This window comes from Brevibacterium permense (assembly GCF_025506275.1).
Lineage (GTDB): Bacteria > Actinomycetota > Actinomycetes > Actinomycetales > Brevibacteriaceae > Brevibacterium > Brevibacterium permense_A.
Map to the genome: position 1 here is coordinate 70,467 of NZ_QYCP01000079.1, position 14,996 is coordinate 85,462.

Genomic DNA, 14,996 nt, shown 5'->3' on the forward strand with positions numbered 1-14,996 from the left:
CACGCGTGGAGGTGAAGCGGTGTCTGAGTGGAAATCGCTGTGGAAGAGCGAATGCGGTAAGTCCGCGCCGATCTATCGGGTGCTCGTGCCCGACAGCGTCAACGAGGCGGTACTGCGAGCCTGGAGTGCCCGCGGATACCACTACACGGCCGGAGCCCCGAGCGCGATCATGCTCACCGGTGGGATGAGCCGGAACTTCTTCCGCTCCAGCGTCCTGTTCAAGGGCGGCACGGCCGCCGGCACCGCCGTGACCGCGGGATTCGCAGCCCCCGGGGGACTGGCTCTGGTCTCGGGATTCGCCGATGCCGCACTGACCTTCGGCGGAATGGGTGCGGCCACCGCCCTGGGCACCGGAATCTTCGCCGCCGTCACCGGCCCCAAATACCTGCGTGATCCGAAGCGACTGAGCCGCAAGAATCGGCGCAAGGTCGCCGCCGCACAGTGGGTGACTCCGGCCGGTCTCGGCTATCTGCCGGGGCGCAAGGAAGGCCGGGACACCGACGAGCAGCGTCTGTTCCATCTCGCGGTCACGATCGCTCGCAAGATCGTGCGCACCCGTGCCTGGACACACCCGATACTCAAAGACCACGTCTCCCGCGTCGACCTCGACCATGCTGTGGCCTCCATCGGAGTGCGGCTGCAGGAACTCGTCAGCCTGCGCGAGGAGATCGAAGGCATCCGCGATGCGGGAACCGCGAAGTCGGTGGAGACCTATCTGTCGAAGCTGGCCGTCGCATTCTCGTCGATGGCGCGACGCGTGGAGTCGATGCACGAATACTACGAGCGGCTGCTCGAACTCGACCAGCAGCTGATGCTGCTGCACAACTCCGAACGCTCCCGCGAGCTAGGCGATCGAGTGCTCGATGTGCTGTCTCGCACCGCCGCGGACGATTCCGCCGATTGGCAGTTCAGGGAGCTGCGCATCGATGCGGATTCGCAGTCGTCGATCATCTCCGGACTCGTCGCCGAACTCGACCAGACTGCTGATGATTTCGACGACTTCGACTCCCGCCTGGCTGCGGCTCAGAAGTCCGTGGACGAACTCGAAGCCTGAGCTCGACCCCGGTTCAGCGGTCGACTGATCCCAGTTCGCCGACTTGTCTCAGCTCGTCGGCCTGCCCGCTCCCGGCTCAGTGACCGAAGGGGTCGGGGTCGACTCCCGGCATCCACGACAGGCCCGGCTGGTTAAAGCCGTGAGCCTCCTGGGCTTTCTTCCACTTCTTCGACCACCGCTTGTCGAGACGGTCGACGTAGAGGGTTCCCTGCAGGTGGTCGTATTCGTGTTGCATGATGCGCGCGAACCACCCGTCAGCGCTCAGCGTCACCGGTTCGCCTTTCTCATCGAAGCCGTTGACGGTGACTCTGTCGGCACGTTTGAGGGGGAAGTCGAGACTCGGCACCGACAGGCATCCTTCGGTCTCATCGTCGGGATCGGGACGGGTATCGGGAACCTTCGAGGCGATGAGCACGGGATTGACGAAGGTGCCGCGACGACGCACACCATAGTCATCGTCGGCGTTGAACACGAAGATGGACTTGCCGACACCGATCTGCGGTGCGGCCAGTCCGACACCGTTGCTGGCGTCGAGCGTCTCGTGCATGTCTGCGACGAGTTCGGCAAGGTCCTCGTCGAACTCAGTGATCTTCTCGGCACGACGATGCAGAACGGGCTCGCCGTAGACGACGATGGGATGAATAGCCATGAGGACAATCGTATCGGTCACCTGAGACCGTCTCAGACTCCGCCCGATCGCAGCGCTTGGGCGCGATCTCGGGGGAGGGCCGCCTCGGTGATCGTGTCCACCGATTGCTCAGCGGTTGATCGTATCCCGAGCTCGATCGGGTGGATGGATATGCGGCTATCTCGGGTATGTGATAGGAGCCGTCATAAAGTTTCGCCGCCAGCGAACACAGATTGTTGAGCAACATATCTGGGAACACGTTCAGGGTCGGCGTGGTTATGATGAGGGCAAGCCGTCTCGGACCACGAGATGCAAGCTGTCGCTCCACCCGTTCAGGTGCATGTCCGCCGAACGGCGAGTGGCCGTCGACAGCGGTGCACAAAGAATCGTGAAAGGACTTACTTTGACCATCTACAACAATGTCTCCGAACTCGTCGGCCGCACGCCGCTGGTCCGCATCAACAAGGCCAGCGACCGGTCGGGCGCCGAGATCGTGGCGAAGCTCGAATCCTCGAACCCCGGCAACTCCGTCAAGGACCGCATCGGCGTGGCGATGATCGACGCCGCCGAGAAATCCGGCGAACTCAAGCCCGGCGGAACCATCGTCGAGGCGACTTCGGGCAATACCGGCATTGCGCTGGCCATGGTCGGCACCTCCCGCGGCTACAAGGTCGTCCTCACGATGCCCGAATCGATGTCGAAGGAGCGCCGTGCTCTGCTGCGTGCCTTCGGAGCCGAGCTCGTCCTGACCGACAAGGCTGCGGGTATGAAGGGTGCCGTGGCGAAGGCGGAAGAGGTCGCCGCCGAGGGTGCCGTGCTCGTCCGTCAGTTCGAGAACAAAGCCAATGCTGAGATCCATAAGGCCACGACCGGCCCCGAGATCCTCGCCGACACCGATAACAAGGTCGACATCTTCGTTGCCGGCATCGGCACCGGCGGCACCATCTCCGGCGCAGGCGCCGCTCTGCGTGAGGCGCTGCCTGAGGTCAAGATCGTCGCCGTCGAACCCTCCGCCTCGCCGCTGCTGACCGAGGGCACTGCCGGACCGCATGCCATCCAGGGTCTGGGTGCGAACTTCGTGCCGGGCATCCTCAACACTGAGATCTACGACGAGGTTGTCGACATCGACAACGAGGTCGCCATCGAGCGGGCCCGCGAGGTCGCCAAGGAAGAGGGTCTGCTCGTCGGAATCTCTTCGGGTGCTGCCCTTGTTGCGGCTGAGCAGGTCGCTTCGCGTCCAGAGAACGCCGGCAAGCGCGTCGTCGTCATCCTCCCTGACTTCGGTGAGCGCTACCTGTCGACACCGCTGTTCTCGGAATACCTCGACTGAGCGCGAGTGATCAGCGTGAGGGCGTCAGACTTCGGTTTGGCGCCCTCGCTGTCTGAGAAGTTCCCTGTCGGAGGGTCGAGGGAATTCTTCCGACCGAATCCGACTTGCACGAGATAGACCGAGACGACTGAGCAAGGGAGTCAATGATGAAGGCACTGTGGGCAGCGGCCGCAGCGGCTGCGGGGGCGGCCGCCTATGGACTGAGCCGACCCGGTGTGCGCGAGACGCTGAGAGAAGACCTCGAGACGGTGAAGCGACGCGATCCGGCGGCGCGCAATGATTTCGTCTCCCTGGTCTCCTACCCCGGGATGCATGCCATCTGGGCGCACCGCGGACTCCACCGGCTGTGGCAGCACGACGCCGGAAAGGTTCCGGCGCGACTGATGTCCCAGCTCGTGCGAACGCTGACCGGGGTGGAGATCCACCCGGGCGCCAGGATCGGGCGTCGCTTCTTCATCGACCACGCCAGCGGAGTCGTCATCGGTGAGACCTCGGAAGTCGGCGACGATGTCATGCTCTACCATCAGGTCACCCTCGGCGGCACGTCGATGGCACAGACGAAGCGCCACCCGACGATCGGCAATCACGTGCTCGTCGGAGCCGGGGCGAAGATCCTCGGCCCCGTTGTCGTCGGCGACAACTCAGCGGTCGGAGCCAACGCCGTCGTCGTCAAGGACGTGCCGTCCGACTCAAGCGCTGTCGGCATCCCCGCGACCGTGCGCTCGAAGAAGAAGGACGGCGCCGCCTCGGCGAAGGCGGGAGCCGAATCGTCGACGACGCATCCGGACTTCGTCCTCGAGGACCCGGCCCTCTGGATCTGAGTCCACGCCCCGACCCGTCGGATCACAAACGGCTCCTGCCTACGGGCAGGAGCCGTTGTGTGTTCATCTCCGCCCCCGGGAATACTTTCGCGGCCACCTCTGTTAAGATTTCAACTAGTTACTTCAAAATTGAAGTAGTCCAATCAGCAGGGCGGACGCGAGAACCGCAGCAGCCCAGATGCAGGAGGCGTCATGGAATTCGGAATCTTCACCATCGGCGATGTCACCACCGACCCCACCGACGGCACCACCGTCAGCGAACACCAGCGGATCAAGAACACCGTCGAGATCGCCAAGAAGGCCGAGGAGGTCGGACTCGACGTCTTCGCCACCGGGCAGCACCACAACCCGCCCTTCGTGGCTCCGGCGAACCCACCGGTTCTGCTGGCCAACATCGCCGCGCAGACGGAGAAGCTCGAACTCTCCACGGCGACCACGCTCATCACCACGACCGACCCCGTGCGCATCGCCGAGGACTATTCGTACGCGCAGCACCTCTCCGACGGTCGCATCAGCCTGATCATGGGCCGCGGCAACACCGGTCCCGTCTACCCGTGGTTCGGCAAGGACATCCGTGCCGGCATCCCGCTGGCGGTCGAGAACTACAACCTGCTCTACCGTCTGTGGCGTGAGAAGAACCTTGACTGGGATGGCAAGTTCCGCACACCACTCAATGGCTTCACCGTCACCCCGACCCCACTGGACGAAGTACCGCCGTTCGTCTGGCACGGGTCGATCCGCAGCCCCGAGATCGCCGAACAGGCGGCCTACTACGGCGACGGGTTCTTCCACAACAACATCTTCTGGCCGACCTCGCACACCGCGCGGATGGTTCAGCTCTACCGTCAGCGCTATGAGTACTACGGCCACGGCACGGCCAGCCAGGCGATCGTCGGCCTCGGCGGTCAGGTATTCATGCGCAAGAACTCCCAGGACGCCGTCCGCGAGTTCCGTCCCTACTTCGACAACGCCCCGGTCTACGGCCACGGACCCAGCCTCGAGGACTTCTCGACGCAGACTCCGCTGACCGTCGGCTCGCCGCAGCAGGTCATCGAGCGCACCCTGAGCTTCCGCGACTGGGCCGGGGACTACCAGCGCCAGCTCTTCCTCATCGACCATGCGGGACTGCCGCAGAAGACGGTGCTCGAACAGCTCGACCTCCTCGGCGAGGAGGTCATCCCTGTTCTCCGCGAGGAGTTCGCGAAAGGCCGCCCGGCCGAGGTCCCCGACGCCCCGACCCACGAATCCCTCGTCATCCGCCACCGCGAGGGCCGAGACCCGATCCCCGGCGGCGGAGAAGGATCGCGCGCCTTCGAAGACCGCCAGGCGCGCGCCGCCGAAGCTGACCAAAATCCGACACAGGAAGGAGTCGACCGCTGATGAGCGCGAACACGATGAACATCGTGGCCGTGACCACCTCGCTGAGCGAGGACTCGACCACGCTCAAGCTCACGAACCGGATCCTCGGTCAAGCCGCCTCGGCGGGGGAATCCGTGGGAATCGACGTGACCACGGACGTCATCAACGTCCGCAACCTCGCCACCGCGCTCACGGATATGACCCTGACCGGGTTCCGCTCCGAAGCGCTGGAGCAGGCCTTCGCGGCCATCGCCGCCGCCGATGCGATCGTCACCGTGGCACCGGTGTACAAGGCCGCCCCCGTCGGCCTTCACACCCTGTTCTGGCAGCTCATCGATGACAAGGCGCTGAGCCGCAAGCCCGTGCTCATCGCCTCCACCGGCGGCACCGCTCGCCATTCGCTGGCCGGGGATGCCGTGCTGCGGCCGATGCTGTCCTACCTCAAGGGCATCGTCGTGCCCACGACGGTGTTCGCCGCGACCGACGACTGGGGAACCGTCGAAGGCGGCCGCGCGCTGACCGCCCGCATCCGCCAGGCGGGGGAGGAACTCGTGTCCCTGACCGCAACGATCAACGGGGCCGGAAATGACGACCTCGCCGAGGTGGCCGACCCCGATTCGCACGCAGGTGCAGGGGCGGGCGCGACCCGGGGCACTTCCGCGGCGAATCGCGGAATCGTCGACGAATTCGACCCGGCGAACGTCACTCCGTTCGCGCAGCTGCTCGAGGGCTGAGATGACGGAGATCAGATTCGGGCTCGGCAGGGAGGCGCTGGCGCAGAACGCGTGGCGGACCTATTTCGAGACCTCGCAGCGCATCCGTCAGGCCCTTGAGGTCCAGCTCAAGGACGACGCAGGGCTCGACGTCAGCGACTACAACACTCTGCTACTGCTGTGGGAAGCGCCGGAGCGGACGCTGACGATGAGCGCCCTGGCGAAGAAGCTCGTCTTCTCGCCGTCGCGGCTGAACTATCGGATCAAGGTCCTCGTCGACGCGGGACTGGTGACGAAGACCCAGTGTCTCGATGACGGGCGTGCTCACAATGTCGCACTCACCGAGGCGGGGGCGCGGGCATTCCTGTCCGCCGGGTCCCAGCACAAGAGCTATGTCGACGAGATCTTCTTCGACCATGTCAGCGATGCCGAACTCGAGGTGATCGAGGCCGTGTTCACGCGGATCGGAAGAGCGCTGCCCGAGTGACGAGGCCCGTCATCTCAGAGTGACGAATCCCTCGGCGCCGGGCCGGGCCGCGTGCCACAATGAGGGCATGTCCATCACCACAATCGCCTTCCCGAACTCCGAGCTCCGCAACCGTGTGATCGCTCGGATCCCCGCTCACCAGCGCGCGAACGTCGACCTCGTCGTCTTCTCCGATGCCGAACGGTCGGCCAAGCTCAGTCGTGACGATGTTGATGTCGTCATCCTGCCGTATATGGATTCCGGGCCGACGATCGAGCTGCTCGACGAGCTGCCTAACCTGCGCATGGTCATCACTCAGACGACCGGATTCGATCCCGTCGCCCACCTGCCCGAACGCGGAATCCAGGTGGCGACCGCCTCCGGCGTGCACACCGGAGGCACCGCCGAGCTCGCCCTGGCGCTGACTCTGGCCAGCCTGCGCGGAATCGACGACGCCGTGCGCTCGCAGGTCTCGCGGGTGTGGGAGCACCAGCGTTACCGCTCGCTGCAGGACCGGCGCGTGATGATCATCGGCGTCGGTGAGATCGGCTCGGCCATCGCTGACCGGTTCGACCCCTTCGAAGTCCAGCTCACCCGAGTGGCCTCGACCGCACGTGAGGACGAGCGCGGGAAGATCCACGGCGTCGACGAGCTGCCGGAACTTCTGCCCCACACCGAGGTGGTCGTGCTCATCACCCCACTCAACGAGGGCACCCACCGCCTCGTCGATGAGAAGTTCCTCAGCCTGCTTCCCGACAATGCGCTCATCGTCAACGTCGCCCGCGGCAAGGTCGTCGACACAGATGCGCTTGTGGCGGAGCTCGCCGCGGGCCGGCTCCATGCCGCCCTCGACGTCACCGATCCGGAGCCGCTGCCGCGCAACCACGCGCTGTGGGGCACCCCGAACACCCTCATCACACCCCATGTCGGAGGCGACACCTCGGCGTTCGAACCACGGGTCGTGAAGATCCTCGCCGAGCAGGTCAGGCGGATCAACGACGGTGAGCAGCCGGTCAATCTCATCAAGGTCTGAGATGCCGTGAGCTGGGGCCCGAGGCGCAGCGAACCGCGGGCCTGAATCGCGGGCAATAGGTCACGCGAATCTGACCTAAGCAGGGCCGGAACATGGCCTCGCGGTCGGACTCTCGCATGGTTCCCACAAGAGGTTCCACCATGCGAGAGTCCGGCGTGCGGATGCTGAAATCGGGCGTAGCATGCCTGCATGAGCATCGATACAGACAACACCACTCCCGACATCAAACCCCGTTCTCGCGATGTCACGGACGGCCTCGAGGCCACCGCCGCGCGCGGAATGCTTCGCGCCGTCGGCATGGGCGACGACGACTGGGTGAAGCCGCAGGTCGCGATCGCGACCTCGTGGAATGAGATCACCCCCTGCAACATGTCGCTGCAGCGTCTCGGTTCGGCCGCCAAGGAAGGCGTCCACGAGGCCGGTGGCTTCCCGCTGGAATTCGGCACCATCTCCGTCTCGGACGGAATCTCGATGGGCCACGAGGGAATGCACTACTCGCTGGTCTCCCGCGAGGTCATCACCGACTCCGTGGAGACCGTGATGAGCGCCGAACGCCTCGACGGCTCCGTGCTCATGGCCGGCTGCGACAAGTCGATCCCCGGAATGCTCATGGCCTCCGCCCGCCTCGGGCTCTCGAGCGTCTTCCTCTACAACGGTTCGATCATGCCCGGAACCGCGAAGATGGAGGACGGCTCGGAGAGGGAGGTCACCCTCATCGACGCCTTCGAAGCCGTCGGCGCCTGCCGTGCGGGCACCATGTCGCAGAAGGACGTCGACGCCATCGAACGCGCCGTCTGCCCCGGTGAGGGTGCCTGCGGCGGAATGTACACCGCGAACACCATGGCCTCGGCCGCCGAGGCCATGGGCATGTCGCTGCCCGGTTCGGCCGCTCCGCCGGCGATCCACCGCAACCGCACGATGTTCGCTCGCAAGTCCGGCGAGGCGGTCGTGAACATGCTGCGCCAGGGCATCACGACCCGTGACATCATCACCCGCGAATCGCTGCACAATGCGATCGCCGTGGTTATGGCCTTCGGCGGTTCGACGAACGCGGTTCTCCACCTGCTGGCGATCGCCCATGAAGCCGGAGTGGAACTCGAACTCGATGACTTCAACCGCATCGGCGACAAGGTTCCGCACCTGGGCAACGTCAAGCCCTTCGGCCAGTACGTGATGAACGACGTCTTCAAGATCGGCGGCGTGCCCGTGATCATGAAGGCCCTCCTCGACGCCGGTCTGCTCAACGGCGACTGCCTGACCGTGACGGGCAAGACTGTGGCCGAGAACCTCGAGTCGATCAACCCGCCGGACCCGGACGGGAAGATCCTGCGCGCGCTCAACAACCCGATCCACGCCACCGGCGGCCTCACCGTGCTGCAGGGATCTCTGGCTCCTGAAGGTGCGGTCGTGAAGTCCGCAGGCTTCGACGCCGACGTCTTCGAAGGCACCGCTCGCGTCTTCGACCAGGAGCAGCCGGCCATGGACGCCGTGCTCAACGGGGAACTGAAGAAGGGCGACGTCGTCGTCATCCGCTTTGAAGGACCCAAGGGCGGACCGGGAATGCGCGAGATGCTCGCGATCACCGGCGCCATCAAGGGCGCGGGCATCGGCAAGGACGTCCTGCTGCTCACCGACGGTCGCTTCTCCGGCGGTTCGACCGGTCTGTGCATCGGCCACATCGCCCCCGAGGCGGTCGACGGCGGTCCGATCGCGCTCGTCGAGGACGGGGACAAGATCACTGTCGACATCGCGGCTCGCTCGATCGAACTCCACGTCGACGAGGAGGTGCTGGCCGAGCGCCGCAAGACCTGGACGCTGCCCGAGAACCACCGCCTCACCGGGGTGCTCGGCAAGTACGCGAAGCTCGTGCAGTCGGCGTCGAAGGGCGCGGTCTGCTTCTGAGCTACCTCAAGGTCCGTTGCTGATTCCGCTCACCTTCGTGTGACGCTCAGCGATACGGTCCGGTTCCACCATCGCCGAGGCGGTGCAGACTTGGGTCTGCACCGCCTCGTCAATCGGCTCTAGGATGTTGGTCACACGACTTCAGGAGAGGAAGACAATGCGCATCGTCGTTCTCGATGACTATCAGCAGGTGGCAGGCAAGTTCGCGGACTGGAGCGTTCTCGACGCCGAGGTCGAGTTCATCGACCGACCCATCGCCGACGACGATGACCTGGTGCAGGTCCTCACCGGTGCCGAGGTGGCTGTGGCGATGCGTGAGAGAACCGCCTTCACCGCCGGTCGGCTGGAACGGCTGCCGGACCTGCGTCTGCTCGTGACCACAGGACGGGTCAACGCCTCCATCGACGTGGAGGCGGCGCGTGTGCAGGGGATCGTGGTCTGCGGAACCGAGTCGACTACCTCGGCGACACCCGAGCTGACCTGGGGACTCATCCTTTCCGTCCTGCGCAGCATCCCGGCCGAGGACGCCGCCGTCCGAGGCGGCGGCTGGCAGTCGACCGTCGGGGGAGACCTCGATGGGCACCGCCTCGGCGTGGTCGGTCTGGGACGCCTGGGAACGAAGGTCGCACGGGTCGGTGCGGCCTTCGGAATGGACGTCGTGGCGTGGAGCCAGAACCTCGACGCGGAACGGGCAGACGCCCTGGGCGTGCGCGCGGTGAGCAAGGACGAACTGTTCTCCACCTCCGACGTGGTGACGATCCACTACAAACTCAGCGACCGCAGCCGAGGACTCGTGGGAGCCGCCGAACTTGAGACGATGAGGCCCGACAGCATCCTCGTCAACACCTCACGCGCCGGACTCGTCGACACCGACGCACTCATCACCGTGCTGGAGGCAGGAGGGATCAGGGGCGCTGGACTCGACGTCCACGACGAAGAGCCGCTGCCGGTCGACCACCGTCTGCGCAGCACACCGCGCACCGTGCTCACCCCGCACCTGGGATACGTCACCGAAGACACGTACCGGATCTTCTTCACACAAGCAGTCGAGGACATCGCAGCCTGGATCGCAGGAGAGCCGATCCGGGTGCTGAGCTGATGCGCCAACGGATATGGTGAGGTGAGAGAGGCGCCACACCATTCGGGCCCTCCGCGACAGCACCACAAACGAAAGCAGAGGCACAATGGCCGACCAATCCGACACAGACGACGGAGTGAAGACAGTCCTCGACGCGAGTCTGGAGGTCTTCCGTGCCCACGGGATGACGACGATCTTCGGAAATCCGGGATCGAACGAGCTGCCGTTCCTCGCGGGCCTCGGGGACGACTTCCGGTTCATCCTCGGTCTGCATGAGCAGGTCGTCGTCGGTATGGCCGAGGGATACGCACGGGCCACGGGAGGGCCGGCGCTGGTCAATCTGCACGCCGCCTCGGGGTCGGGCAACGGCATGGGCGCTTTGACGAACGCCCATTACGGTCACGTTCCGCTGGTCGTCCTCGCCGGTCAGCAGGTGCGCCGCACCGTCGGACAGGAGACGATGCTCGCCAGCGTCGATGCCTCGACACTGCCTGCTCCACTGGTGAAGTACTCGCACGAGCCGCTGTCGGCTGCCGATGTGCCGCGCACGCTGTCGCAAGCGGCACTCGAGGCAACCACCCAGCCGAGTGGTCCCGTCTATGTGTCCGTTCCGCTCGATGACTGGGACGAACCGGCCCTTCCCGATGACGAACTGTTGGCGAAGCGTTCGGTGACGACGGCAGGAACCATACCGGTGTCGCTGCGCCGCGAACTCACGGACGTCCTCGACGGGGCACAGAACCCTGCCCTCGTCCTCGGGCCGCAGGTCGATGCCGCCGCAGTGGCTGATCCGACGGTCTATGAGGACGCAATGGTGCTGGCCGAACGCCTGAACGCCTCCGTCTACGTCGCACCCTCACCGACGCGGTGCCCGTTCCCGACGACCCATCCGAACTTCGAAGGCGTCCTGGTTCCGGGCATCCGATCGGTGCGCGACCGGTTGTCCGGCCACGACGTCGTGTTCGTCGTGGGAGCCGCCGCGTTCCGTTACCACCGCTGGGAGCCGGCGAACTATCTGGAGCCGGGCACCGAGGTCATCCAGATCACCCAGGACCCGCGGGAGGCGACACGGGCACCGTTCGGCAGCGCCATCGTCGCGGACGTCGCGACCGCGCTCGCCGACCTCGCGGAAGCGACGACGGATCGAGGAACTCGCCGAGGCGACCGTGGGTCCCGAATCGTCACCTCCCCACCGCGGTCAGAGCAGGGAATGACCGGCACCGAGGTGCTCGCCGTGCTCAACGAGCATGTCGACGACAGCGTCGTGTACGTCAATGAGACGACCACCCTCGACCTCGACTACCTCGAGCGGATCGTCATCGACAAACCGGGCATGTACCACTTCCCGGCCTCGGGAGGGCTCGGCTTCGGGCTGCCGGTCGCGCTGGGTTTGGCGATCGGCGACTCGGAGAAGACCATTGTCGCCACCGTCGGAGACGGCTCCGCGAACTACGGGCTCACAGCTCTGTACACGGCCGCCCAGTTGGGCACGAAGACGATCTTCATCATCGTCAACAACTCCGGCTACGGTGCGCTCTCCGGATTCGCCGAACGGATGGGGGTCCCTGACACCCCGGGACTGACTCTGGGCGCGATCGACTTCGTGTCGCTGGCGCAGGGGTACGGAGTCCCGGCCAGCCGGACCACGAACCGAGAGGAGTTCGACGCGGCCTACCGTGAAGCGCTGCAGGCCGACGGACCGGTGCTCATCGACGCCGTCGTCCTCGGCGACGATGGGCGGGCGGTGGAGTGACGGTACGACGAAGCCGCCGGAGAGTCGGAACTCTCCGGCGGCTTCGTCATTGCTCGACCTGACTGCTCAACCGGCCACGTCGGTCACGACCGTTGGTCGGGGTGGGCAGCCTCGGCGAGGTTTAGGTCGAAGCTGACCGGGTCAGTTCACCTCGGCGGGATCGGCCGAGACGCGGCCGCCGTTTTCGAGCGCGTCGATGGCTGCCACCTCGGCGTCGGTGAGTTCGAAGTCGAAGACGTCGAAGTTCTGTTCCATGCGGTCGCGGTTGTTCGACTTCGGGAAGACGACGTGACCCTTCTGCAGGTGCCAGCGGACGATCGCCTGAGCCCAGGACTTCTCGTGGGCGGCGGCGATCTCACCGATGACGGTGTTCGCGTAGTCGACCTTTCCCTGGCCCAGCGGACCCCAAGCTTCGATCTTGATGTCGTGCTCGGCGAGCAGCGGACGGGTCTCGACCTGCTGGAACTGCGGGTGGACCTCGATCTGGTCGACGGCCGGGATGATGCCCGTGTCGAGGATCTCCGGCAGGAAGCGGTGGTCGAAGTTCGACACACCGATCGAGGTGGTCAGGCCCTGGTCGCGGTAGCCGGGGAAGGCCTCCCAGGTCTCGACGGAGTTCTTGTTCTCCGGGGTCGGCCAATGGATGAGGTAGAGGTCGACATGGTCGAGGCCGAGCTTCTCCAGGGATTCTCCGAGGGCTCGCTTGGATTCCTCCGCACCGTGGCGGTCATTCCACAGCTTGGTCGTCACGAAGAGTTCGTCGCGGGCGATTCCGGACTTCGCAATGGCCCGACCCACGCCTTCCTCATTGCCGTAGACGGCAGCGGTGTCGATGTGGCGGTAGCCGACCTCGAGGGCGTCGGTGACGATGCGTTCTGTCTCGTCGGGGTCGACCTTGAAGACGCCGAATCCCAGCTGCGGGATCGTCTTGCCGTCGTTGAGAGTGAGTGTGGGAACCGTCATGGTGCCGCCTTTCGTCACGTATGCACTGGTCAGGACGGATCCGAGGCTGATCGGGTCCGCCGGTTCGGCACCCGGTGTGGGCACCGAACCGAGCGTATAACGTCACCGGGCCCCGGAGCATTCCAAGGACGGTCAGCTTCTGCCCTCGTCCTGTGCGCGCTTCTTGCCCGTGGACTCCTCGGCGGCGATCTGGGCTTCGTCGAAGACCGAAGGAGCACCGGTGCCGGTGTCGGTCTCGTCCTCGCGACCCGGGGTGTGCAGGTTGAACTTGATGATCGCCCAGCGGAACAGGAAGTAGTAGATGACCGCGTAGGCCAGGCCGATCACCAGCAGGAGCAGGACGGGCCCGATGCCGCCGGACAGTTCCGACGCTCGTCCGAGGTTGAGCAGATAGTCCAGCGCACCGGCCGAGAAGCCGAATCCGGATTTGATGCCGAGTGCATTCACCAACGCCAATGATGTGCCGGTGAGTACGGCGTGGACCGCGTAGAGCGGGAATGCGACATAGGCGAACGCGTATTCGAGCGGCTCCGTGATTCCGGTGATGAAGGCGGTCAGCGCCACCGAGAGCATGATGCCGCCGACGACCTTGCGGCGCTTCGGGTGGGCGGTGCGATAGATCGCCAGGGCCGCGGCCGGCAGCGCGAACATCATGATCGGGAAGAAGCCGGTCATGAACGACCCCGTCCAGTCGGCCGTGCCGTCCACACCGGAGAAGAAGCAGGTGATGTCGCCGTGCGCGGTGTCCCCAGAGGAGGTCGTGCACGAACCCAACTGGAACCAGGGCAGGTTGTTCAGCAGGTGGTGCAGTCCGAAGGGAATGAGGAGTCGGTTGATGGTGCCGAAGATGAAGCCTGTGCCCGGGTTGGCGCCGTGCTCCATGAGGAAGCCGCCCACGCCTTTGTTGATGAGGGCGTCGAAGACGGGGTAGATGAGAGCCATGATCACGGCGACGACCATCGATGCGACCGCAGTGACGATCGGGACGAAACGGCGACCGCCGAAGAAGCCCAGGTAGGTCGGCAGCTTGATCCGGTGATAGCGCTGATAGAGCAGAGCGGTGATGATGCCGACGACGATTCCGCCGAGCACTCCGAAGTTGATGACGTTCTCGCCCTCACCGTTGTCCGAGCCGAAGTCAGGAGCCATGGCGGTGAAGACTCCGGTGAGGACCATATAGCCGACGACGGCGGCCAATGCCGTGGAGCCGTCGGCCTTCTTCGCGAAGCCGATGGCCACACCGACGGCGAAGATCAGCGGCAGGTTGTCGAACAGAGCCGAACCGGCGGCCGCGAAGACTGTCGCGACCGGCAGCAGCCAGTCCGCGAATCTGCCGAGACCGTCGGCGCCGAGCATATCGGGCTGGCCGAAGCGCATGAGCAGGGCCGCGGCCGGCAGCACCGCGATCGGGAGCATGAGGGAGCGCCCGACGCGTTGGAGCTGGGCGAACCCTGGTATCGCTTTCCTGCGCTTCTTCGGTGCTTCAGCGGATACGGTGGTCATCGGGTTCCTCCTCGGGGGGCGGGACGGTCGGCAGATTCGGATGGAGAGGTGGCCACATGTCGCCGTAGACTTGTGAGCCAGATCGCAGAACGTGAAGTCGACGCCGGCGCACAGACGCCGGAGATGAAGGTGGCAGACATGGACAAAGCAGCACAGATCCTCGCCGGACTGGGCGGTGCCGAGAACATCGACGACATCGAAGCGTGCATCACTCGCCTGCGCGTCGAGGTCGACGATGACTCTCTCGTCAATGAGCAGGCGCTCACGGCAGCCGGTGCCTTCGGCGTCGTGGTGCAGGGAAGCGCGGTCCAGGTCGTCGTCGGCCCGGAGGCCGACAACCTCGTCGATGACATCGAAGACCTCATGGGGTGAGTCACGTCGTCGTCTCCTCTG

At 65.3% G+C, this 14,996-nt stretch carries 14 protein-coding genes; 11 read left to right on the top strand and 3 right to left on the bottom strand.

Going from position 1 to position 14,996, the window contains the following annotated elements:
- The first annotated feature begins 19 nt into the window (after positions 1 to 19).
- Positions 20 to 1,054, top strand: coding sequence for a hypothetical protein (locus D3I60_RS05720; protein WP_262775181.1), 1,035 nt, complete (start codon positions 20 to 22; stop codon positions 1,052 to 1,054).
- Between the two features lie 76 nt (positions 1,055 to 1,130).
- On the opposite strand, the gene def is transcribed toward D3I60_RS05720, so the two are convergent.
- Positions 1,131 to 1,703 (bottom strand): peptide deformylase, encoded by a 573-nt coding sequence (gene def / locus D3I60_RS05725; RefSeq protein WP_262775182.1) that lies wholly within the window; start codon positions 1,701 to 1,703, stop codon positions 1,131 to 1,133.
- Between the two features lie 382 nt (positions 1,704 to 2,085).
- On the opposite strand from def, the gene cysK reads away from it, so the two are divergent.
- The 9 genes from cysK (at position 2,086) to mdlC (ending at position 12,137) form a co-directional block, all read left to right on the top strand.
- Positions 2,086 to 3,012 carry a cysteine synthase A gene (gene cysK, locus D3I60_RS05730; protein WP_262775183.1) on the top strand — a complete coding sequence of 309 codons (927 nt, stop codon included), beginning with the start codon at positions 2,086 to 2,088 and terminating at the stop codon, positions 3,010 to 3,012.
- A gap of 146 nt (positions 3,013 to 3,158) precedes the next feature.
- Entirely contained in the window at positions 3,159 to 3,833 is a 675-nt protein-coding gene (gene epsC, locus D3I60_RS05735) for a serine O-acetyltransferase EpsC (protein WP_262775209.1), read from the top strand.
- Positions 3,834 to 4,025: 192 nt separating this feature from the next.
- The gene (locus D3I60_RS05740) at positions 4,026 to 5,213 is read left to right on the top strand and encodes an LLM class flavin-dependent oxidoreductase (RefSeq protein ID WP_262775184.1); all 1,188 of its coding nucleotides are present in this window, start codon (positions 4,026 to 4,028) and stop codon (positions 5,211 to 5,213) included.
- The gene (locus tag D3I60_RS05745; protein WP_262775185.1) at positions 5,213 to 5,926 is read left to right on the top strand and encodes an NAD(P)H-dependent oxidoreductase; all 714 of its coding nucleotides are present in this window, start codon (positions 5,213 to 5,215) and stop codon (positions 5,924 to 5,926) included. The genes D3I60_RS05740 and D3I60_RS05745 overlap by 1 nt, the downstream gene beginning before the upstream one ends.
- Position 5,927: 1 nt before the next feature.
- Entirely contained in the window at positions 5,928 to 6,392 is a 465-nt protein-coding gene (locus D3I60_RS05750) for a MarR family winged helix-turn-helix transcriptional regulator (protein WP_262775186.1), read from the top strand.
- A gap of 67 nt (positions 6,393 to 6,459) precedes the next feature.
- Positions 6,460 to 7,404, top strand: coding sequence for a 2-hydroxyacid dehydrogenase (locus D3I60_RS05755; protein ID WP_262775187.1), 945 nt, complete (start codon positions 6,460 to 6,462; stop codon positions 7,402 to 7,404).
- A gap of 189 nt (positions 7,405 to 7,593) precedes the next feature.
- Positions 7,594 to 9,306 (top strand): dihydroxy-acid dehydratase, encoded by a 1,713-nt coding sequence (gene ilvD / locus D3I60_RS05760; RefSeq protein ID WP_262775188.1) that lies wholly within the window; start codon positions 7,594 to 7,596, stop codon positions 9,304 to 9,306.
- A gap of 157 nt (positions 9,307 to 9,463) precedes the next feature.
- Positions 9,464 to 10,405: a D-2-hydroxyacid dehydrogenase family protein gene (locus D3I60_RS05765; RefSeq protein ID WP_262775189.1), complete on the top strand. Its 942-nt coding sequence runs from the start codon at positions 9,464 to 9,466 to the stop codon at positions 10,403 to 10,405.
- A gap of 85 nt (positions 10,406 to 10,490) precedes the next feature.
- Complete coding sequence (gene mdlC, locus D3I60_RS05770; RefSeq protein WP_262775190.1) at positions 10,491 to 12,137, top strand: benzoylformate decarboxylase; 1,647 nt, start codon at positions 10,491 to 10,493, stop codon at positions 12,135 to 12,137.
- A gap of 141 nt (positions 12,138 to 12,278) precedes the next feature.
- Here mdlC and D3I60_RS05775 read toward each other — a convergent pair whose 3' ends face one another.
- A complete protein-coding gene (locus D3I60_RS05775; protein WP_262775191.1) occupies positions 12,279 to 13,100 on the bottom strand; it encodes an aldo/keto reductase in 822 nt (273 codons plus the stop codon).
- A 132-nt stretch (positions 13,101 to 13,232) separates the two neighbouring features.
- A complete protein-coding gene (locus tag D3I60_RS05780) occupies positions 13,233 to 14,603 on the bottom strand; it encodes a PTS transporter subunit EIIC (RefSeq protein WP_262775192.1) in 1,371 nt (456 codons plus the stop codon).
- Between the two features lie 123 nt (positions 14,604 to 14,726).
- Between D3I60_RS05780 and D3I60_RS05785 the strand changes: the two genes are divergently transcribed.
- Complete coding sequence (locus D3I60_RS05785; protein ID WP_262775210.1) at positions 14,727 to 14,975, top strand: PTS glucose/sucrose transporter subunit IIB; 249 nt, start codon at positions 14,727 to 14,729, stop codon at positions 14,973 to 14,975.
- The last annotated feature ends 21 nt before the right edge of the window (positions 14,976 to 14,996 follow it).